Source organism: Micromonospora sp. URMC 106, assembly GCF_051386395.1.
Lineage (GTDB): Bacteria > Actinomycetota > Actinomycetes > Mycobacteriales > Micromonosporaceae > Micromonospora.
This window is the reverse complement of sequence record NZ_JBPQTP010000056.1, coordinates 22,656-42,460: the sequence shown is the minus strand read 5'-3', so window position 1 is coordinate 42,460 and position 19,805 is coordinate 22,656. Positions and strand designations below refer to the sequence as shown.

Genomic DNA, 19,805 nt, shown 5'->3' with positions numbered 1-19,805 from the left:
GCCCCCGCCTGGTCGCCTGGGCCCACGCGGGCTGGTCGGGGGTGGCGTGCGGCGGCGGGGCGGCCGTGGCCCACGCGGGAGCGGCCTGCTCGCCCTGTGCGCCGGCCCAAGCCGGCTGGGGCTGGCCGTCGGCCGGGCCCCAGGAGGCGGGCGGGGCCTGGTCGGCCTGTTGTGGAGCCTGGCCGGCGCCCCAGGCGGGGCCGGGCTGCTGCTCGTTCTGCGCGGCCCAGGTGGGCGGGTTCGGCTGCCCCGACGGCGGCGGGGGCGCCCAGCCGAGGTCGGGTGCGCCGACGCCGTAGCCGTTGCCCTGCTGCGCCGGGCGGTCGCCGTACGGCGCCGGTCCGCCGGCGCCCGGCGACACCTCGTCCGGCTGCTGGCCGGGGTGGTGCGTGCCCTCGGACGTCATGCGTGCGCCTCCTCCATCACCTGTCGGCCGCCGCTGCCGATCGGTCTGCTCGGCAGGGTGGCCGGCGTCGCCGGTGTACCGGCCGTGCCGGCTCCCCGCACCGTATCCGGTGACCGCCCGAGGGCTTCCGGGGAGCACCGGCCGTCACTCCGCGTGGCCGGGCGGTGTCGAGTGGCTTCTATCGACTCGACCCGCTTCGGGCCGCGGGCGACGACCGAAGCCCACCGTACCGGGCGCTGCGGCGAGGTGGAATCCCGGTGTCAATCGGCGCGGAACGCCGATGGCCCGCCCGGGCGGACCGGGCGGGCCATCGATCTGGAGGAGGTGAGGAAGGTTCTGGGCGTCAGCTCATGTGACGCTGGGCGATGGCGAGGATCTCTTCGCGGACCGCGGGCGAGTTGGCGGAGCGCAGCGCGTGCTCGATGGCACGGGCGCGGCGGTTGGCGTCGCGGCGGTTACGGATTCGCTCGATCATGCTCACGGGTCTCTCCTCCTGGCTATTCGGTTGTCAGCCCCTTGATGTCTCTATTCAACCGCATGACGGCCTCAACTTCCATCGATTATTAGGTGAGCTGGGACACGAGCCTAACGATCGAAGGTCGGCGGACCTCGGGGCCGATGTTTCTGTCGCCCAACGGACACGGCCGGTGTGCCGGGCGTTCACCCGTGGCACACCGGCCGTGGCTGGCGTCGAGACCGGTCAGGTCCAGGCGAGCAGCGCCGCCTCCGGGTCGGCCAGGAAGTCCCCGATGTCGCGCAGGAACTTCGAGCCCAGCTCACCGTCGATGATGCGGTGGTCGAACGACAGGCCCAGCGTGGTGACCTGGCGCGGGCGGACCTTGCCCTTGTGCACCCAGGGCATCTCGCGTACGGCGCCGAATGCCAGGATCGCCGACTCGCCCGGGGGCAGGATCGGCGTGCCGGTGTCCACCCCGAACACGCCGACGTTGGTGATCGTCAGCGTGCCGCCCGACATGTCGGCCGGCGAGGTCTTCCCGGCCTTGGCCGTCTGCACCAGGTCCGTCATCGCGTCCGCCAGCTCGCGCAGCGAGAGCCGGCCCGCGTCCTTGATGTTCGGCACGATCAGCCCGCGCTCGGTGGCCGCCGCGATGCCCAGGTTGACGTAGTCCTTGACCACGATCTCGTCGCCGGCCCAGGTCGAGTTGACCATCGGGTGGCGCTTGACCGCCAACAGCACCGCCTTGGCGACCAGCAGCAGCGGCGAGACCCGCACGTCGCGCCACTCCCGCCGGTTGCGGAGCCGGTCCAGGGCCTTCATCGACCGGGTCACGTCGACGGTCAGGAACTCCGTGACGTGCGGCGCGGTGAAGGCCGAGCGGGACATGTTCTCGGCGGTGAGCTTGCGTACCCCCTTGACGGGGATGCGCTGCTCGCGGTCCGCGCCGAAGCTGGCCGCCGTGGTCGGGGCCGCCACCGCGAGCGGCTCGGCCGCCGCCGTGGTCCCGCTCGCCGCCCGCTGCACGTCCTCCCGGGTGATCGAGCCCAGCGGGCCCGAGCCGGTCAGCGTGGACAGGTCGACGCCGAGATCCTTGGCGAGCTTGCGTACCGGGGGCTTGGCCAGCACCGGGCCGCCGGCCCGGCCGTGGCCGTTCGACGGCGCGGTGGTCACCGGCGTGGCCGGGGCGACCGGGGCCGCCGGAGTGACCGGGGCCGCGGCCTGGGCCGGCACCGGGGCGGCATCCCTGCGCGGGCGCCGCTTGGCCGCCGTCGTCCGCGGGCCGTAGCCGACCAGCACGGCGGTACGCCCACCCGGGGCGGGACCGCCGATCAGGCCCGGCTCGACGGCGCCCTCGGTCGGCGCCACCTCGACCGCAGCCAGCGACGCCGCCGACGGGGTCGGCAGGTCGGCGGCCCGCGCACCGGTCGTCGACGGCTCGATCGGCCCGGCGCCCGGATCGGTGTCGATCGCGATGATCGGCGTGCCGACCTCGACCGTGGTCCCCTCCGGGTGGAAGATCGCCTGCACCTGGCCGGCCCACTTCGCCGGGATCTCGACGGCCGCCTTGGCCGTCTCCACCTCGACGATCGGCTGGTTCAGCTCGATGACGTCACCGACCTTGACCAGCCAGGCGAGGATCTCGCCCTCGGTCAGGCCCTCGCCCAGGTCGGGAAGGTTGAACTCCTTGATCCGCGACATGCCGCTCACCAGCCGAAGGTGCGGTCGACGGCGTCGAGCACCCGGTCGAGGTCGGGAAGGTACTCCTCCTCCACCCGGGAGGCCGGGTAGGGGGTGTCGAAGCCCGTCACCCGCAGCACCGGGGACTCCAGGGAGTAGAAGCACTGCTCGGTGATCCGGGCCGCGATCTCCGAGCCGAGGCCCAGGTTCCCCGGGGCCTCGTGGACGACCACGCAGCGGCCGGTGCGCCGCACCGACTCGTACGCGGCGGTCAGGTCCAGCGGCGAGAGCGTACGCAGGTCGATGACCTCCAGCTCGCGGCCGTCCTCGGCGGCGGCGGTCGCCGCGTCCAGGCAGGTCCGCACCATCGGCCCGTACGCCAGCAGGGTGCCGTCGGTGCCGGGCCGGACGACCCGGGCGGCGTGCAGCGGGTACGCCTCCGACAGCGGGGCGTCCAGCTCGACCGGACCCTTCTCCCAGTAGCGCCGCTTCGGCTCCAGGAACACGATCGGGTCGTCCGAGGCGATCGCCTGCTGGATCATCGAGTACGCGTCCTGCGGGCTGGCGCAGCTCACCACCTTGAGGCCGGCGGTGTGGGCGAAGTACGCCTCCGGCGACTCCGAGTGGTGCTCGACCGCGCCGATGCCGCCGCCGAAGGGGATCCGGATGACCATCGGGATCTTGACCTTGCCCTGCGAGCGGTAGTGCATCTTCGCCACCTGCGACACGATCTGGTCGTACGCGGGGTAGACGAAGCCGTCGAACTGGATCTCGCAGACCGGGCGGTAGCCGCGGATGGCCAGGCCGACGGCGGTGCCGATGATGCCGGACTCGGCGAGCGGGGTGTCGATCACCCGCTGGTCGCCGAAGTCCTTCTGCAGGCCGTCGGTGATCCGGAAGACGCCGCCGAGCTTGCCGACGTCCTCGCCCATGATGACGACCTTGGGGTCGTTCTCCAAGGCCCTGCGCAGGCCGGTGTTGAGGGCCTTGCCGAGGCTGAGCGTCTCCGTGGCCATCAGTGGGCGCTCCCCTCGAACGACTCCATGTACTTCGCGAACTGGGCCCGCTGCTCGTCGAGCTCCGGGGACCCGTTGGGGTAGACGTGGTCGAACATCGTCACCGGCTCGGGGTTGGGCATGGCGAGCACCCGCTCGCGCAGGTGCACCGACTCGGCGCGGGCCTGCTCGTCGACGGCGGCGAAGAAGTCGGCGTCGGCGATCTGCTGCTTCTCCAGGAACGCCTTCATCCGGGCGATCGGGTCCTTGGCCTGCCAGGCCTCGACCTCGCTGGCGATCCGGTAGCGCGTCGGGTCGTCGGAGGTGGTGTGCGCCCCCATCCGGTAGGTGTATGCCTCGATCAGGCTGGGGCCCTGGCCGAGCCGGGCGTTGTCGAGCGCGTGCCGGGTCACCGCGTACGACGCGAGCACGTCGTTGCCGTCCACCCGGACGCCGGGGAAGCCGAAGCCGCCCGCCCGCTGGTAGAGCGGGACGCGGGTCTGCCGCTCCAGCGGCTCGGAGATGGCGTACTGGTTGTTCTGGCAGAAGAACACCAGGGGGGCGTTGAAGACGCTGGCCCAGACGAACGCCTCGTTGACGTCGCCCTGGCTGGTGGCGCCGTCGCCGAAGTAGGCGATCACCGCCTCGCCGTCCTCGGTCCCGGTCTTGCCGTCCATGCTGACGCCCATGGCGTACCCGGTCGCGTGCAGGGTCTGCGCCCCGATCACGATCGTGTACATGTTGAACTTGAACTCGTTCGGATCCCAGCCGCCCTGGTCGACGCCCCGGAACAGGCCGAGCGGCATGATCGGGTCGATGCCCCGGCAGTAGAGGACGCCGTGCTCCCGGTAGGTCGGGAAGGCCATGTCCTGGGTACGCAGCGCGCGCCCGGAGCCGACCTGCGCGGCCTCCTGGCCCAGCAGGCTGGCCCACAGGCCCAGCTCGCCCTGGCGCTGCAGCGCGGTGGCCTCGGCGTCGAGCTTGCGGACCAGCACGAGGTCGCGGTAGAGCCCGCGGTACTCCTCGTCGGTGAAGTCGACGCGGTATTCCGTCCCGTCGGGGCCGGTCGCGCTCTCGATGCGCTCACCCTCGGGGGTGAGCAGCTGCACCAGCTGCGGGTCGCCGGTCGCGCCCTTCCTGGAGCGGGGTGCGGCCCGCCGGCCGCGGCTGGAGACCCCGGGGTCGCCCTTTGCCATCCGTCTCTCCCTGTCTGTCTGCGTCGGCACCGGGGGGTCACCCGGCCGCGCAACTCGTGCGCCTGTCCGGCTGGTGCCGGACCGGTTCCTGGCGGCCGCGCCTAGCCCCGGTGGGGGTTGCCGCGCGGCGTGAAGCCGGATTCTGGCCGAACCCGGTTCGGGAGCGCCGGCGCCCAGCCGCGCCTGCCGCGAGGGTGCGCGGAGGTCGTGGCTGCGTTGCCGTCGTGGTCCATATTCGCATCACACGTGAGCGCGCCCACAGTACGCCCGCCCCGCACCGGCCAGCCGCCCCGCTTCGTTACACGAAGCGCCGGGTGTCCGTTCCATCGACGCGCGGCCGATCCGGCGGTGGTTCGTCACCGTTCGGCCAGATACGCGTGTCGACACGCTGTGCGGGGTTGGCTGACGCAGCGTCACTGGGTCAGCCTGATTGTCGCGGGATCGCCCAGGTCGAGCGGTTTGCCGCTTCCCCCGGCCCAGCGGTGCTGTCGGGCGCCCGGTCGGTCGCCGTGGCGGCGACCGCCGCCGGACGGGTGGTCCCACGCTTCCCCGCCGGGCGGGAGGCCGACGAGGAGGAGTGTGCGGTGTCCGATCCAGGTGAAGGCCCCGGTGCCCCGTTCCTCGGCCGGCACCGCGCGACCGGTGGCTACCGCCGGATGGTGGGCGCGCACCGGGCGCCCGGGTCCGGCGGGCCGCCCCGGGGCTACCTGTTCACCGTCGCGCTGCTCGCCGGCACCGCGTCGATGCCGATCCTCGCCGCGATCAGCACCGGCTCCGCCACCGTCGGCAGCACGGCCCTGCCGGACAGCGGCACCGCGTTCCTGCCGACGCCCTCCGTGGGACCGGTGGTGATCCCGCTGCCGGCGACGAGCCAGCCCGCGGTCACCCCGTCGCCCCCGTCCCCCGCCGTGGCGACCCCGAGCGGTTGGCGCCCCGCCGCGCCGGTCCCGCGTACGCCGGTCGAGGTGCCGGAGCCGGGGTCGGCGGTGCGCCCGGCGCCTCCGCCCGCGGTGGTCCCGCCGCGCCCGCCGGCCGGGCGGCCGGTGCCGCTGCCCGTACCGAACCCGTCGCCCAGCCCGTCGCCGTCGCCCAGCCCGTCGGCCTCGCCGAGCCCGTCCCCGGTGGTGACGGCCACCGGCTCCTCACCTGCCGCTCCAACCTCGCCGGCCGCCGAACCGACCGTCGACCCGACCTCGCCCGAACCGACCGTCGATCCGACCTCGCCCGAGCCGACGAGCACGGTGTCGCTGCCGGCCCCCGATCCGACGCCGACGAGGACGCCCACCGTAACCCCGTCGCCGAGGGACCCGACGGACGCCCCGACCGCGACCAGCCCTCCGATCGCTACCGGCGGCCGGACCCGGACCAGCCCCCCGACCGCGACCAGCCCCCCGACCCGGACCGACGCCCCGACCTCGGCGGCCGGTGCCGGTCCGGCCCGCGCTCGCGCTCGCGCCCGGTGATCCCCCTGCCCCGGCCGTGCTCGCCGGCCCGGCCCCACCACCTGCGGATGCGGCCCGGACCGGGCGGCCACGCGGGTACGGTGACCTTCGGCGGCAGGTGAGGCACCGGGCGGTCGCGGCCCGGATCGGACTGCCGGTGGATGGCCGGGGTGGCTCCGGGCGGCGGCCCAGGGGCGGAGCAGAGGCGGGGGCGCTGAGCGGAGCGGACGGCACGGGCGCAGGGCCCTCGGCCCGCCCGGCCGCCGTGCCGCGTCCCGGTCGCGCGCTGCGGCTCGCCCGGCTCGTCACCGAGCTGACCGCCCCGGCCGTGCTGGTCTCCCTGCTGACGGTGGCGGTCGGTTGGCACAGCGCCCGGGGCGTGCACGGGCTGGCCTGGGGGTTGCTCGCCACGCTCTTCGCCACCGGCATCCCGTTCGCGTACATCGTCGGCGGGGTGCGCCGGGGCCGGTTCACCGACCACCACGTGGGGGTCCGCGAGCAGCGCCGCGTCCCGCTGCTGTTCGGCCTCTGCTCGGTGGCCGCCGGCCTGGCCCTGCTCGCGGTGCTCGGCGCGCCCCGCCCGGTGGTGGCCCTGGCCGCCGCCGGCCTGGTCGGCCTGGTGGTCGCCGTGGCGGTGAGCCACTGGTGGAAGATGTCGATCCACTCGGCGGTCGCCGCCGGCACGGTGGTCGTGCTGGTGCTGACGTTCGGGGTGGCGCTGCTGGCGACCGCGCCGCTGCTCGTGCTCGTCGGCTGGTCCCGGGTCCGCCTGCGCGACCACACCGTGCCCCAGGTCGTCGCGGGCGGCCTGCTCGGCGCCCTGGTCGCGGGGGTCGTCTTCGCCGCCCTGCGCTGAGCCGCCCGTCGGTGGAGGGAGTGCCGGACCGCGGGGACCGGCCGGGTCCGTCAGCCGGGGCCGGCCATCGCCGCGAGGCGGCGGGCGAGCAGGGCGACGGCCTCCCGCAGCTCCGGAGGCTCCAGCACCTCCGCCTCGAAGCCCAGCCGGGCCACGTGTACGGCGAGCGAGTCCAGGTGCTCCCCGCCGACGACGAGCACGCACCACCCGTCGCGATCGTCCTCGACGCGCCCCACCTGGGGCGGCACCAGCTCCCGCACCCGGTCGGGCCGGGCGTGCACCCGTACCCGGGCGAGATATCGGTACGGCGTCTCGGTCACGGACCGCTGCACGTAGGCGACCGGGTCCGGATGCTCCCTCGCCCGGAAGCGCCAGGTCGTCGCCACCGCCTCACGCATCCGGTCCAGCCGGAAGGTGCGCCAGTCGTCGCGGTCGACGTCCCAGGCCATCAGGTACCAGCGGCGGCCGGTGGTGACCATCCGCACCGGCTCGACCGTGCGCTCGTGCTCCCCGCCGTCGCGGCCGGCGTACCGGAACCGCACCCGCACGGCGTCGCGACAGGCCCGCGCGAGCGTCACCAGCAGCTCCGCGTCGATCTCGACCCCCGGGCCGACGAGGGTCTCGGTGGCGCCGTGCACCGCCCGCACCTCGGCGCGCAGTCGGGACGGCATCACCTGGTCGAGCTTCGCGAGCGCCCGCAGTGCCGCCTCGCCCGCCCCGGCGACCGTGCCCCCCGACGCCAGCCGTAGGGAGACCGCCGTCGCGATCGCCTCCTCGTCGTCGAGGAGCAGCGGCGGCAGCCGGGTGCCCGCGCCGAGCTGGTAGCCGCCGCCGACGCCGGCCGTCGAGTGCACGGGGTAGCCGAGCGCGCGCAGCCGCTCCACGTCGCGGCGCACCGAGCGGTCGGTGACCCTCAGCTCGGCGGAGAGTTCGGCGGCGGTCCAGGACGGCCGCCGCTGCAGCAGCGCCAGCAGCCGCAGCACCCGCTCGGTCGTCCCCTCGACGGTCATGCGCTCAGCGTTGCACAGATCGCGGAACGATCCTGTCCGCTATGGCCGCCAGGATGGCGCCATGACCGACCGGACCTGGAACCCGCTGCTCCGAGACCAGCTCGCCTGGCACTGGACCAACCAGCTGCGCGAGCGCCTCGACGGGCTCACCGACGACGAGTACTTCTGGGAGCCGGCGCCCGGCTGCTGGAGCGTGCGCCCGCGGGGCACCGGCACCGCACCGGTGCGGGCCGGCTCCGGCGCGATGACCATCGACTTCGCGATGCCGCAGCCCGACCCGCCACCGTTCACGACGATCGCCTGGCGACTCGGGCACGTGATCGTCGGCGTGCTCGCGGCGCGCAACGCCGCGCACTTCGGTCGCACGCCCACCGACTACCAGTCGTTCGACTACGCTGCGACTGCGGCCGAGGCGTTGGCCCAGCTCGACACCGAGTACGCCACGTGGCTGGCCGGGGTCGAGTCCCTCGGCGAAACCGGCCTCGCCCGCCCGTGCGGGGAGGCGGAGGGACCGTACGCCGACCGTCCGCTGGCAGCGCTGGTGCTGCACGTCAACCGCGAGCTGATCCACCACCTGGCCGAGGTGTGCCTGCTCCGCGACCTCCACCTGCACACCCGCCAGCAGACCCGGCAGGAGGCGAGCTGAGATGGCCCGCGACGTACAGATCACCTTCGACTGCGCCGACCCGGCCGGGCTGGCGGCGTTCTGGGCCGAGGCCCTCGGCTACCAGTTGCAGGCCCCGCCCGGGGGCTTCGAGTCGTGGGAGCAGGCGCTGGAGGCGATGGGCGTGCCGCCCGAGCGCCGCAACGACGCCTCCGGGCTGGTCGACCCCGAGGGCTCCCGGCCGCGGCTGTTCTTCCAGCGGGTGCCGGAGGGCAAGCAGGCCAAGAACCGCGTACACCTCGATGTGCGCGCCGCCCCCGGCCTCGAGGGCGACGCGCGGATGGCGGCCCTGGAGGCGGAGGCCGAGCGGCTCGTCTCCCACGGCGCCACCCGGCTCAGGCGCTTCGAGCCCGCTCCCCCGCTCGGCGCCGGCCACATCGTGATGGCCGACCCCGAGGGCAACGAGTTCTGCCTCGACTGATCGGCCACGCGGTGGGGTCGACGACGTCAGCGCGGCCTGTCGCGGCGCTGGCTGCCGAGCGGGCGACTTCGCCCGCGTCGTCGGCGACGGAGACCGGCACCGGAGGACCGGGCCCGCACGACGGCAGGTCGAGCGCTACCGGCGCGTCCCGGCAGGCTCCTGCCAGGCGGTGAGCGCGACCCGGGCCACGGCCGCCAGCTCGTCCACCGTGGCGCCGTCCCGGGCCTGCACCGACATGCCCTGGATGATCGCCCCGAAGTACCGGCCCAGTGCCCGCGGGTCCGCTCCGCGATCGAGCGTGCCCGCGGCCTGGGCGCGCCGGAAGTAGTCGGTGAGGAGACCCAGGGTCGTGTCGCGTCGGCCGGCGACGGCCCGGGCGACGGCGTCCGCCTGGGGTGGCAGTTCGAGCGCCGCCGTGGAGATCATGCACCCGCCCGGGCGCCCGGCACCGGTGAACTGGCGGGCCGCGCCGAGGAGGAACTCCGCCAGCCCGGCGCGGTCGGGAACCTCCCGGCTGAGCGCGTCGCTGGTGTACTGCCCGAAGTGCGCGACGTAGTGGTCGAGGCAGGCGGAGTACAACCCGGCCTTCGACCCGAACGCGTGGTAGATGCTCGGCGGGTTCAGGCCGGTGGCCGCCTGCAGCATCGCGAGGCTGGCGCCCTCGTAGCCGTGCGCCCAGAACACCTGCGTGGCCTGCTCCAGGACCTGCTCCTCGTCGAAGGACCGGGGGCGGCCCGGCCCCCGCTTCCCGCTTTTCATAGCGACCACTATAGTAGTCGCCAGTTCTGTAGTGGTCGCTACAAAAGGGGGAGTCATGGGGCAATCGGTGCTGGTCACGGGCAGTTCGCGGGGCATCGGCCGGGCGATCGCGGTGGCGCTTGCCGACGCGGGCGCGGAGGTGGTGGGGATCCACTACACGCGCGACGAGTCCGCCGCCCGGCAGGCCGCGGAACTGGTCCGCCGCTCCGGCGCGGTGCCGGTGCTGGTCCGGGCGGGCTTCGACGCCGACGGCGCGACCGCCGCCGAGCGGCTCGCCACGGCGTTCCTCGACCAGGTCGAACAGGCCGTCGGGCACCGCGAGATCGACGTCCTGGTCAACAACGCCGGCATCGGCGAGCCGCAGGGGCTGGGCTCGATCGACGAGGAGACCTACCGGCGGGTGGTGGAGGTCAACCTCACCGTTCCGCTCTTCCTCACCCAGGCGCTGTGGCCGCACATGCGCGACGGCGGCCGGGTGGTCAACATCTCGACGGGCTACACCCGGATCGCCGCCCCGACGCATCCCGTCTACTCGGCGACGAAGGCGGCGCTGAACGCGTTGACGCTGGCCCTGGCCCCGACCCTGGCCGCCCGCGGCATCACCGTCAACGCCGTGCTGCCCGGCGTCATCGACACCGACATGAACGCCGGCTGGCTCCAGCAGGGCGACGCCAGGGAGGCGGCCGCCGCGCTGTCGGTGTTCAACCGGGTCGGCACCGTCGAGGACGTGGCCGACGTGGTGCGGTTCCTCGCCTCGGAGCAGGCCCGCTGGGTCACCGGCCAGGTCGTCGACGCCACCGGCGGCTCGGCCCTGTGACGCTCCGGGCGCCACCGGCGGCTCGGCCCTGTGACGCTCCGGGCGCCCCTGACGGCGTACGCCAGGGGCGCCCGGAGCGCGGGATCCGTCAGGCGCCGTCGTCGGCCAGGCGGTGCCGGTTGGCCTCGATCCAGGCGTCCAGGGCGGCCGGGTCGTCCGGGTCGACGCCGTCGGCCATCAACTGGGCGACGGCGGCGGTGGCCGGGCTGCGCCGCTCGCCGGTGCTGTAGAGGCGGGCGAACTCGGGCACCATCTCCTCGATCGCCGTGTCGGTCTGCGCCGCCGCCCGTTCGGGCAGCCCGCGCTTGCGGGCGGCGTACGCGGCCCAGGCCCGCAGCACCCGGGGCAGCAGGGCGGCGTCGTCCATGTCCAGCACCGCCCGCCGATGCACCCAGTCGAGCAGGAACAGCCCCGCCACGGTGGGGCTCCACCGCATCGGGTCGGCGTCCGGGAAGCTGGCCGCGTGGTCCAGCAGCAGGCTGAGGCAGAAGTGCAGCGAGGCCAGCTCCGCCCCGTCGGCGACGTCCAGGCCGAACCGGGCCGCCTCGGGCGAGGCGAGGAACCGGCGGACCAGGTCCGTGCGCTCGGCGGCGGTGAGCGGTTCGACGGCGGGCGCGGGGGCCGCGTCGGCACGGTGGGGCAGCCGGGCCAGCCGGGCGCCGAGCAGGGCGCGGTCGGTGGCCAGCGAGCCCTCCCCGGGCAGCTCGCTGAGCGCGTCGGTGATCGCCAGGTGCCGGCTCACCTCGGCGTGCATCCGGTCCGGCTCCTCGTCGCGGAACCAGGTCAGCTCGTCCCCGGCGCACATCTGCCGGACCTGCCCGAGGATCCGCTCGGGCGGCCCGCCGACGAAGACGTCCTTGGTGATGCCGATGTTGTGGTCGAGCAGCGTCACCACCGCGTGCGCCGGCCCGCCGGCCGGGTCGTCGTACGCGAAGGTCGCGAGGTAGGAGGTCTGGTCGCCGTACACGTCGCCGTAGGACCAGCAGCCGGTGAGGTGCACCCGGCCGAGGTGGGCGGCCCAGTCGGGGGCGGCGGCGCCGGGGCGGATCCGGGCGGCGCCCTCGGCGTCGGGCACCAGCGCGGCGAAGACGGGGCGGATGGTGGTGGCGGCGGCCGAGCGGCGGCGGGAGGTGGCGGCCAGGAAGCCGGCCACGAAGTCCCGGACGGCGGCGTCGCGGTTGGTCTCCGCGACCGCGTAGACGCTGCCGAGCAGGGCCGCGCCGAGCATCTCCGCGTCGAGGGCGTTCTCCAGCTTGGCCACGTCGCGGGCGGCGTGCAGCACCGCGTCGTACGGGGTCTGAGGCGTTCCCATCCACCGACCCTACGCTGCCGCCCGGCTCGGGACGGTACGAGCGACCCGAGCGTCGCCCGCGTCGTGCCGCCCGCACGACCGTCCTGAGGCTGGCGTCGGGCGGGGTTCCCAGCTCAGCGGCCGGCGGCGTCCCCCAGGGCCGCCCGGGCCTCGGCGTAGGAGGCGAGCACCGCGCGGACCGGGGCCAGCACGTACTCCTCGCCGACCGCCGCCACCGCGTCGGTGAGCCGTCGCTCCGCCCGGCGGCGCGCCCGGCGGGCCGCCCAGCGGACGACCGGCCTGGTCAGGGCGGCCACCAGCAGCCCGGCGAGCAGGCCGCCCAGGAACAGCAGGGTGGGCAGCGGCACCTCGCCCACGGCCGGGTTGTCCAACGCCGGCAGGCCCAGCGCGCGCAGCCCGTAGTCGAGCGCCAGCCACCCGAGCCCGGCCAGCGCGGCCAGGGTCACCAGCCACTGGAGGCCACCGACGATCCGCCACCAGAGCGGCCGCCGGTCCATGCCGAGGTCGGTGCCGGCGACCGCGCGGTCCAGAGCGTCCGGCAGGTCGCCGAGGCGAGACCGGGCGGCGGCGGTCACCGCCGCCGGCCAGGAGGCGGGCAGGTCGGTGCCCGCCCGGTCGGCCACCGACCGGATCGCCAGGCCGAGCGCGGAGCGCTGGGCGGCGGTGGGGTCGGGCACCGAGGTCGCGGCGACCAGGCTCTCCGCCGGCTCGTCGCGGTCGCCGGCCGGGCCGGGCAGGTGCAGCCGGCGCAGCGGGTCGGGCCGCAGCCGGCGCCAGCCCCGGACCAGCGGCCAGCCGGTGGCCGCGCCGCCCCGGTGCCGGTACGCCCGCTCGACCGCCTCGGCGACCGCCGGCACCCCGGCCGCGCCGGCCAACGCCCGGTGCAGCGCGGTGCCGGCGGCGTCGTCGGGCCCGGCGGCCGGCGCGGCGCTCCCGACCAGCTCGTCGAGCCCGGCCACCACGGCGTCCACGTCGCCCTGGAGGCGGCGCAGCGCGGCCTGCCGCTCGGCCACCGTCCGTTCCAGTGCCTCCCGCAGCCCGACCATGCCCGCCGGGTCCACGGCGGTGGTGGCCAGCAGCGGCACGCCGTCCAGGCCGTCCGCGTCGAGCAGCCGGCGCAGGTCGGCCAGGACCCGGGGCAGCTCGGCCGGGGGCAGCCGGTCGGCCTGGTTGAGCACGACCAGGGTGACGTCGCGGTGCCGGTGGAACTCGCGCAGGTAGCTGGTGTGGATGACGCGGTCGGCGTACTTCTGCGGGTCGACCACCCACACCACGAGGTCGACGAGGCCGAGCAGCCGATCCACCTCCAGGCGGTGGGACCGCTGCACCGAGTCGAAGTCGGGCAGGTCGAGCAGGATCAGCCCGTGCAGGGCGGACTCGTCGTCGCCGTCGAGCACGCTCTCCCGCACGAACCGGTGCCGGGGCAGCACGCCGACCCAGTCGAGCAGCCGGTTGCCGCCGTCGAGCGGCCCCCAGACGCAGGCGTGGGTGACGCCGGTGGTGGGGCGGCGCACCCCGACCGGGGAGAGTTCCATCCGGGCGAGCGCGTTGAACAGGCTCGACTTGCCGCTGCCGGTCGCGCCGGCGAGGGCCACCACCGTGTGGTCGCGGGAGAGCGCCAGCCGGGTGCCGGCCCGCTCGACCAGGGTGTGCGCCGGCACGAGCTGCGAGTCCGGCAGGTGGCCGTCGACGACCGCGAGGAACCGGCGTACGGCGTCGAGGCGGGCGATCAGCGCGTCGGCGTCGACCCGCCGGTCACCGCGGAACGCCTCGCGCATGCGCCCGACGATGTTCGTCATGACTCTCCGCCCTCGGTGCCGGGGAGGCTCGCGGCGTCCGTGTCGGCGAGGCCGCTGCGGTGCCGCGCGATCTCCACCCGGTTGGCGGCCCCGCGCAGCGCCTCCGCGGTCTCCGCGGCGGGCCGGGACTCCGCCGTCCGGGCCAGGTAGCGGGCGGCCTCGTCGTCCAGCAGCGCCCGCACCCGGTCCAGCAGGTCGGCCCGGGCCTTGGCGGCGAGCGTACGCACGGCCTGGTCGCCGAAGATCGCCTGGAGCACGGTCTGCGCGGCGACAGTGGTGCCGGCCCCGGTGGCGACCTCCAACCCGGTCGGGATGAACGCGGTCGAGGCGAACACGGCGATCATCACAACGAGCCCCGTGGCGTTCACCGCGTACGCGGCCGTCCGGGCCACGAAGCGCCGGTCGCCGCCCTCGACCCGGACCAGCTCCAGCACGCCGCGCTGCCACTCCCGGACCAGCCGCTCGGCCCGTTCGGGCAGGTCGCCGGCGGGGTGGGCGAGCCCCGGTTCGAGCAGCGCCGTCCCGGCGGGATGCGCCTTCCACCCGGTGTACGCGTTCTCCGCCGCCTCGGCGGCCACGCCGCGCAGCAGGGTCACCAGCTGGGACTCGATGGCCTCCCGCAGCTCGGAGGCGGGCGCGGGCCGGCCGGTGACGGCGGCGACCACCCGGTCGCGGAGCCGCCCGATCCGGGCCTCCAGGGTGCGGAAGAACTCGCCGGTGCCGACGAACTCCTGCCACCGCGCGAGCACCTCGCCACGGAGCAGCCGACCGTCCTTCAGCCCCTGCTCGACGGTCCGGTGCGCCCCCCGGTACGCGGCCCGCACCCGCTCGTCGAGCGCGTCGGCGGCGGTCACCTGCTCGTCCGCGGCGTCGGCGAGCTGCTCGGCCGCCGGGCGCAGCGCGGCGAGCGCGCCGTCGAGGGTCTGCCGGACCACGGCCGCCCGGGCGTCGGCGTCGGCGGCCAGCCGGGCGAACCACGCGGAGAGCGGCGCGGTGACCCGGTCGGGCAGCAGGCCCTGGCCGTCGACCCAGGTCTCCGGCAGCACGAACAGCGGGGCCGCGCCGAGATCCTGGGCGGCGAGCATCTCCGACAGGTGGGCGGCGATCTCGTCGGCCGCCTCCGGGGGCACCCGGTCCAGCACCATGGCGATCACCGCGCCGCGGGCGCGGGCGCTGCGCAGCAGCTCCCAGGGGACGGCGTCCGCGTAGCGGGCGGCGGTGGTGACGAAGAGCCAGAGGTCGGCGGCGGCCAGGAGCTGGCCGGCCAGGGCCCGGTTGGCGTCGACCACCGAGTCGATGTCGGGGGCGTCGAGGAAGGCCAGCCCGGGCGGCAGGGCCGGGGCGGTGACCAGTTGCAGGGTGCGCGGGTCCTCGCTGGGCTCGGTGGTGCGGGTGAGGCCGGGCAGCAGCTCGCCCTGGCGGAACCAGCCGGAGTCGGCCGGGCTGCACACCAGCACCGGGGAGCGGGTGGTGGGCCGGAGCACCCCGGCGGCGCTCACCCGCGCCTGCACCAGGCTGTTGACGAGGGTGGACTTTCCCGCGCCGGTGGACCCGCCGACCACCACGAGCAGCGGCGCGTCGAGCCGGCGCAGCCGGGGGAGCAGGTAGTCGTCGAGCTGGTCGGTGAGGCTGCCGGCGGCCCGTCGGGCGGGCTCGGCGGAGGGCAGTGCCAGCGGGAACCGGGCCGCCCCGATCGCGGCGCGCAGGCCGGCCAGCGCGGCGGGCAGGCTGTCGTCCCCGGTGGTGGCGGGCCGGTCCTCCCCGGCGTCCGTGGGGCCGGTGCGGGCTGCGACGGTGGGCGCGCCGGCCTGGGTGGCGGAATCGCCGTGCGTCGTCACCGCTAAAGCGTGCCCGACCGACGCAAGGGAAAACAACCGGTCGGTAGCAACCGTGACTTGCGTCGGGTCGACTCAACCTCGACTTGACGATTTCCCGGGGCGTGGCACTATTGAGTCAAGTTCACTCAACTTGTGGTGGGGTCGCTGCGGGCGACGCCCGCCGAGCGGCTCAGGGGCGACGCCCGTGGGCGGCTCACAACGTCACGAAGCGAGGAAGCGAAGATGGCACGTGCGGTCGGTATCGACCTCGGCACGACGAACTCCTGCGTCAGCGTCCTGGAGGGCGGTGAGCCCACCGTCATCGCCAACGCTGAGGGCTCGCGGACGACCCCGTCGATCGTCGCGTTCGCCCGCAACGGCGAGGTGCTCGTCGGTGAGGTCGCCAAGCGCCAGGCGGTGACCAACCCGGACCGGACGATCCGCTCGGTCAAGCGGGAGATCGGCACCAACTGGTCCGTCGACATCGACGGCAAGAAGTACACCCCGCAGGAGATCTCGGCCCGCACGCTGATGAAGCTCAAGCGGGACGCCGAGGCGTACCTGGGCGAGCAGATCACCGACGCCGTGATCACCGTCCCGGCCTACTTCAACGACGGTCAGCGCCAGGCCACCAAGGAGGCCGGTGAGATCGCCGGCTTCAACGTGCTGCGGATCGTGAACGAGCCCACCGCGGCCGCCCTGGCGTACGGGCTGGACAAGGGCTCCAAGGAGCAGACCGTCCTGGTCTTCGACCTCGGTGGCGGCACCTTCGACGTGTCGCTGCTGGAGCTGGCCGAGGGCGTCATCGAGGTCAAGTCGACCAGCGGTGACAACAACCTCGGCGGCGACGACTGGGACCAGCGGATCATCGACCACCTGGTCAAGACCTTCCGTGGCGAGCACGGCATCGACCTGGGCCAGGACAAGATGGCCCTGCAGCGGCTCCGCGAGGCGGCCGAGAAGGCCAAGATCGAGCTGTCCGCCGCCACCACCACCAACATCAACCTGCCGTACATCACCGCCGGCGCGGCGGGCCCGCTGCACCTGGACGTGACGCTCAGCCGCGCCGAGTTCCAGCGGATGACGCAGGACCTGCTGGACCGCTGCAAGGGCCCGTTCGAGCAGGCCGTGAAGGACGCCGGGATCAAGATCTCCGACGTCGACCACGTCATCCTCGTCGGCGGCTCGACCCGGATGCCGGCCGTGACCGACCTGGTCAAGCAGCTCACCGGCAAGGAGCCCAACAAGGGCGTCAACCCGGACGAGGTCGTCGCCGTCGGCGCCGCCCTCCAGGCCGGCGTGCTCAAGGGCGAGGTCAAGGACGTCCTGCTGCTCGACGTGACCCCGCTGAGCCTGGGCATCGAGACCAAGGGCGGCATCTTCACCAAGCTGATCGAGCGCAACACCACCATCCCGACCAAGCGCTCCGAGGTCTTCACCACGGCGGACGACAACCAGCCGTCGGTGCTGATCCAGGTCTTCCAGGGCGAGCGCGAGATCGCGGCCTACAACAAGAAGCTCGGCACCTTCGAGCTGACCGGCCTCCCGCCGGCGCCGCGCGGCGTGCCGCAGATCGAGGTCACCTTCGACATCGACGCCAACGGCATCGTCAACGTCCACGCGAAGGACCTCGGCACCGGCAAGGAGCAGAAGATGACGATCACCGGCGGCTCCTCGCTGCCGAAGGACGACATCGAGCGCATGCGCCGCGACGCCGAGGAGCACGCCGAGGACGACAAGCGTCGTCGCGACGAGGCCGAGACCCGCAACCTGGCCGAGGCGCTCCAGTGGCAGACCGAGAAGTTCCTGGCCGAGAGCGGCGACAAGCTGCCGGCGGAGTCCCGTGACCAGATCAACGAGGCGCTCGGCGAGCTGCGCGGCGCGCTCGGCGGTCAGGACATCGAGAAGATCAAGTCGGCGCACGAGCGGCTGGCACAGGTCTCCCAGCAGGCCGGTTCCCTGCTCTACAACCAGCCGGGTGAGCAGCCGGGCGAGGCCGGTCCGGGTGCCACGGGCGCCGGGGCGACCGGCGGCGCGCAGGCCGGCGGGCCGGCCGGTGGCGCGGACGACGTGGTCGACGCGGAGATCGTGGACGAGGACAAGAAGTGACGATCCGTCCCGGACACGGAACCACGGCAGAGGGATGAGGTAGCCCAATGACGGAGAAGCCACGAGCCGCCGACCCGGGTGCGACCGGGTCGACGCCGGGTGGCTCCGCGCCCGCCGAGCAGGCCGGCGACGGGCCGCGGGTCGTCATCCGCAACAACCGCAAGATCAGCGAGTCCAGCGAGCCGGCCGCCGCCGACGCCGGGTCGGATGCCCCGGCCGAAGGGCTGGTCGAGGAGGCCGAGGTCGTCGTCGACGAGATCGAGGTCGAGGCGGCCGAGGTGACCGGCCCGCCGGTGGTGGACGCCCCGGCGCAGCCGGTCGACGGCGGCGGGACCGCGCTCGGCGCCGAACTCGAGGCGCTGCGTACGGAGCTCGACGAGCGGACCCGGGACCTGCAGCGGGTGACGGCGGAGTACGCCAACTACCGCAAGCGGGTGGACCGGGACAAGGGTCTGGTCACCGAGCAGGCGACCGGCGCGGTGCTCGCCGCGCTGCTGCCGATCCTCGACGACCTGGACCGGGCCCGCGAGCACGGCGACCTGGTCGGGCCGTTCGGCACGGTTGCCGAGCAGCTCACCACGGCGCTCGGCAAGTTCGGGCTGACGGCCTTCGGCGAGCAGGGCGACCCGTTCGACCCGACCCGGCACGAGGCGGTGGCGCACCAGACCTCGGCCGACGTCACCGAGCCGACCTGCGTGCAGGTGATGCGCCGGGGCTACCAGGTCGGTGAGCGGCTGCTGCGACCGGCGATGGTCGCGGTCGCCGACCCGGAGTAGTGCGCGACGACGACCGGGCCGTCCCGTCCACCCGCACCGGGTGGGCGGGACGGTCGGTCCCCAGGTAGGGAGGGGGTGGACCGGTGAGTTCCAAGGACTGGATCGAGAAGGACTTCTACGCCGTGCTGGGCGTGGACAAGGCCGCCTCCGCCGACGACATCAAGAAGGCATACCGGAAGCTGGCGCGGGATTCGCACCCGGACCACAACCCCGGTGATCCGAAGGCCGAGGAGCGCTTCAAGGCCGCCTCGGAGGCGTACGCGGTGCTCGGCGACGACGCCAAGCGCCGCGAGTACGACGAGCTGCGTTCGCTGTTCGGTTCGGGCGCGTTCCGGCGCAACGCGCGCGGCGGCCAGCCCGGCGGCATGCCGTTCGACGTCTCCGACCTGTTCGCGGGCGCGGCCGGCGGGGGTGGCGACCGCCGCTTCGGCGGGGCCGGCTTCCAGGACCTGTTCAGTTCGATCTTCTCCGGCGGTGGCGGCGCCGGCGGCGGGGCGGCGCCCCGTGGCCCGGCGCGGGGCCGGGACGTCGAGGCCGAGGTGGCCCTCGACTTCGGCGACGCCGTACGCGGGGTGACCCTGCCGTTGACGCTGCGCGCCCCGGGGGTCTGCGACACCTGCCACGGCGACGGGGCCAAGCCCGGCACCCAGCCGCGCACCTGCCCGGTGTGCCACGGCGCCGGGATGACCACCCGCAACCAGGGGTCGTTCAGTTTCTCCGAGCCGTGCCGCAACTGCCAGGGCGTGGGCACGGTCGTGGAGGAGAAGTGCCCGGAGTGCCAGGGCACCGGCGGCGTCACCAAGACCCGCACGCTGAACGTGCGCTTCCCCGCCGGGGTGGCCGACGGCCAGAAGATCCGGCTCGCGGGGCGGGGCGAGCCCGGCGCGCGGGGCGGTCCGGCCGGCGACCTCTTCGTGCACGTCAAGGTGCGGCCGGACGAGCTGTTCGGGCGTACCGGCGACGACCTCACGCTGACCGTGCCGATCACGTTCGCGGAGGCGGTGCTCGGCACGGACCTGCGGGTGCCCACCCTCGACGGCGCGGTGACCCTGCGGGTGCCGCCGGGCACGCCGAGCGGCCGGATCCTGCGGGCCCGCGGCAAGGGGGTGGTCCGCCGCGACGGTCGGGCGGGTGACCTGCTGGTGACGCTCGACGTGGTGGTGCCCGCGCGGGTGTCCGACGAGGCGCGCGCGGCGCTGGAGACCTTCGCCGCGCAGACCCCGCCGGCCGCCCGGGAACATCTCGACGCGCGGGTGCGTCGGTTCAGTTGACCCGGTGTTCAGTCGGCT

17 protein-coding genes and 1 pseudogene are annotated in these 19,805 nt (G+C 74.7%); 7 read left to right on the top strand and 11 right to left on the bottom strand.

Annotated features, from left to right (window positions below; all coding sequences use genetic code 11):
• The 6 genes and pseudogenes from ACSNOB_RS18420 to ACSNOB_RS18395 all read right to left on the bottom strand — a co-directional run.
• Positions 1-406: pseudogene (locus ACSNOB_RS18420) on the bottom strand (LppU/SCO3897 family protein); the annotation flags it as partial.
• A gap of 343 nt (positions 407-749) precedes the next feature.
• Positions 750-887 carry a hypothetical protein gene (locus ACSNOB_RS18415; RefSeq protein WP_165947779.1) on the bottom strand — a complete coding sequence of 46 codons (138 nt, stop codon included), beginning with the start codon at positions 885-887 and terminating at the stop codon, positions 750-752.
• Positions 888-1,106: 219 nt separating this feature from the next.
• Positions 1,107-2,564 (bottom strand): dihydrolipoamide acetyltransferase family protein, encoded by a 1,458-nt coding sequence (locus ACSNOB_RS18410; protein WP_436687776.1) that lies wholly within the window; start codon positions 2,562-2,564, stop codon positions 1,107-1,109.
• A gap of 5 nt (positions 2,565-2,569) precedes the next feature.
• Entirely contained in the window at positions 2,570-3,559 is a 990-nt protein-coding gene (locus ACSNOB_RS18405) for an alpha-ketoacid dehydrogenase subunit beta (protein ID WP_436687775.1), read from the bottom strand.
• Positions 3,559-4,734, bottom strand: coding sequence for a pyruvate dehydrogenase (acetyl-transferring) E1 component subunit alpha (gene pdhA, locus ACSNOB_RS18400; protein ID WP_436687774.1), 1,176 nt, complete (start codon positions 4,732-4,734; stop codon positions 3,559-3,561). The genes ACSNOB_RS18405 and pdhA overlap by 1 nt, the downstream gene beginning before the upstream one ends.
• Positions 4,735-5,437: 703 nt before the next feature.
• Positions 5,438-6,019: a hypothetical protein gene (locus ACSNOB_RS18395; protein ID WP_436687773.1), complete on the bottom strand. Its 582-nt coding sequence runs from the start codon at positions 6,017-6,019 to the stop codon at positions 5,438-5,440.
• Positions 6,020-6,441: 422 nt separating this feature from the next.
• Between ACSNOB_RS18395 and ACSNOB_RS18390 the strand changes: the two genes are divergently transcribed.
• Positions 6,442-7,032, top strand: a complete 591-nt coding sequence (locus ACSNOB_RS18390) for a phosphatase PAP2 family protein (protein WP_436687772.1) — start codon at positions 6,442-6,444, stop codon at positions 7,030-7,032.
• 50 nt (positions 7,033-7,082) lie between these two features.
• Here the strand turns inward: ACSNOB_RS18390 and ACSNOB_RS18385 are convergent, their stop codons facing one another.
• Positions 7,083-8,042, bottom strand: coding sequence for a helix-turn-helix transcriptional regulator (locus tag ACSNOB_RS18385; RefSeq protein WP_436687771.1), 960 nt, complete (start codon positions 8,040-8,042; stop codon positions 7,083-7,085).
• 61 nt (positions 8,043-8,103) lie between these two features.
• On the opposite strand from ACSNOB_RS18385, the gene ACSNOB_RS18380 reads away from it, so the two are divergent.
• Together ACSNOB_RS18380 and ACSNOB_RS18375 are read left to right on the top strand one after the other, a co-directional pair.
• A complete protein-coding gene (locus ACSNOB_RS18380) occupies positions 8,104-8,688 on the top strand; it encodes a DinB family protein (protein WP_436687770.1) in 585 nt (194 codons plus the stop codon).
• A 1-nt stretch (position 8,689) separates the two neighbouring features.
• Complete coding sequence (locus ACSNOB_RS18375; protein WP_436687769.1) at positions 8,690-9,127, top strand: VOC family protein; 438 nt, start codon at positions 8,690-8,692, stop codon at positions 9,125-9,127.
• Positions 9,128-9,262: 135 nt separating this feature from the next.
• Here ACSNOB_RS18375 and ACSNOB_RS18370 read toward each other — a convergent pair whose 3' ends face one another.
• Entirely contained in the window at positions 9,263-9,886 is a 624-nt protein-coding gene (locus tag ACSNOB_RS18370; protein WP_436687768.1) for a TetR/AcrR family transcriptional regulator, read from the bottom strand.
• A 55-nt stretch (positions 9,887-9,941) separates the two neighbouring features.
• On the opposite strand from ACSNOB_RS18370, the gene ACSNOB_RS18365 reads away from it, so the two are divergent.
• On the top strand, positions 9,942-10,703 hold the full coding sequence (locus ACSNOB_RS18365) for an SDR family NAD(P)-dependent oxidoreductase (protein WP_436687767.1): 762 nt from the start codon (positions 9,942-9,944) through the stop codon (positions 10,701-10,703).
• A gap of 88 nt (positions 10,704-10,791) precedes the next feature.
• On the opposite strand, the gene ACSNOB_RS18360 is transcribed toward ACSNOB_RS18365, so the two are convergent.
• From ACSNOB_RS18360 to ACSNOB_RS18350, 3 genes are all read right to left on the bottom strand, one after another.
• Entirely contained in the window at positions 10,792-12,015 is a 1,224-nt protein-coding gene (locus tag ACSNOB_RS18360; protein WP_436687766.1) for a hypothetical protein, read from the bottom strand.
• Positions 12,016-12,128: 113 nt separating this feature from the next.
• Positions 12,129-13,814 carry a GTPase gene (locus ACSNOB_RS18355; protein ID WP_436687765.1) on the bottom strand — a complete coding sequence of 562 codons (1,686 nt, stop codon included), beginning with the start codon at positions 13,812-13,814 and terminating at the stop codon, positions 12,129-12,131.
• Positions 13,811-15,652: an ABC transporter gene (locus ACSNOB_RS18350; RefSeq protein WP_436687764.1), complete on the bottom strand. Its 1,842-nt coding sequence runs from the start codon at positions 15,650-15,652 to the stop codon at positions 13,811-13,813. The genes ACSNOB_RS18355 and ACSNOB_RS18350 overlap by 4 nt, the downstream gene beginning before the upstream one ends.
• Positions 15,653-15,874: 222 nt before the next feature.
• Between ACSNOB_RS18350 and dnaK the strand changes: the two genes are divergently transcribed.
• From dnaK to dnaJ, 3 genes are all read left to right on the top strand, one after another.
• Positions 15,875-17,740 carry a molecular chaperone DnaK gene (dnaK, locus tag ACSNOB_RS18345; RefSeq protein WP_436687763.1) on the top strand — a complete coding sequence of 622 codons (1,866 nt, stop codon included), beginning with the start codon at positions 15,875-15,877 and terminating at the stop codon, positions 17,738-17,740.
• A gap of 47 nt (positions 17,741-17,787) precedes the next feature.
• Positions 17,788-18,516, top strand: a complete 729-nt coding sequence (gene grpE / locus ACSNOB_RS18340) for a nucleotide exchange factor GrpE (RefSeq protein ID WP_436687762.1) — start codon at positions 17,788-17,790, stop codon at positions 18,514-18,516.
• Positions 18,517-18,599: 83 nt separating this feature from the next.
• A complete protein-coding gene (dnaJ, locus tag ACSNOB_RS18335) occupies positions 18,600-19,787 on the top strand; it encodes a molecular chaperone DnaJ (RefSeq protein WP_436687761.1) in 1,188 nt (395 codons plus the stop codon).
• The last annotated feature ends 18 nt before the right edge of the window (positions 19,788-19,805 follow it).

Excerpts from the sequence above, each read along its gene's own strand:
- ACSNOB_RS18410 (WP_436687776.1), bottom strand. The coding sequence starts at position 2,564 with ATGTCGCGGATCAAGGAGTTCAACCTTCCCGACCTGGGCGAGGGCCTG.
- ACSNOB_RS18405 (WP_436687775.1), bottom strand. The coding sequence starts at position 3,559 with ATGGCCACGGAGACGCTCAGCCTCGGCAAGGCCCTCAACACCGGCCTG.
- pdhA (WP_436687774.1), bottom strand. The coding sequence starts at position 4,734 with ATGGCAAAGGGCGACCCCGGGGTCTCCAGCCGCGGCCGGCGGGCCGCA.
- ACSNOB_RS18385 (WP_436687771.1), bottom strand. The coding sequence starts at position 8,042 with ATGACCGTCGAGGGGACGACCGAGCGGGTGCTGCGGCTGCTGGCGCTG.
- ACSNOB_RS18380 (WP_436687770.1), top strand. The coding sequence starts at position 8,104 with ATGACCGACCGGACCTGGAACCCGCTGCTCCGAGACCAGCTCGCCTGG.
- ACSNOB_RS18375 (WP_436687769.1), top strand. The coding sequence starts at position 8,690 with ATGGCCCGCGACGTACAGATCACCTTCGACTGCGCCGACCCGGCCGGG.
- ACSNOB_RS18370 (WP_436687768.1), bottom strand. The coding sequence starts at position 9,886 with ATGAAAAGCGGGAAGCGGGGGCCGGGCCGCCCCCGGTCCTTCGACGAG.
- ACSNOB_RS18365 (WP_436687767.1), top strand. The coding sequence starts at position 9,942 with ATGGGGCAATCGGTGCTGGTCACGGGCAGTTCGCGGGGCATCGGCCGG.
- ACSNOB_RS18360 (WP_436687766.1), bottom strand. The coding sequence starts at position 12,015 with ATGGGAACGCCTCAGACCCCGTACGACGCGGTGCTGCACGCCGCCCGC.
- ACSNOB_RS18355 (WP_436687765.1), bottom strand. The coding sequence starts at position 13,814 with ATGACGAACATCGTCGGGCGCATGCGCGAGGCGTTCCGCGGTGACCGG.
- dnaK (WP_436687763.1), top strand. The coding sequence starts at position 15,875 with ATGGCACGTGCGGTCGGTATCGACCTCGGCACGACGAACTCCTGCGTC.
- grpE (WP_436687762.1), top strand. The coding sequence starts at position 17,788 with ATGACGGAGAAGCCACGAGCCGCCGACCCGGGTGCGACCGGGTCGACG.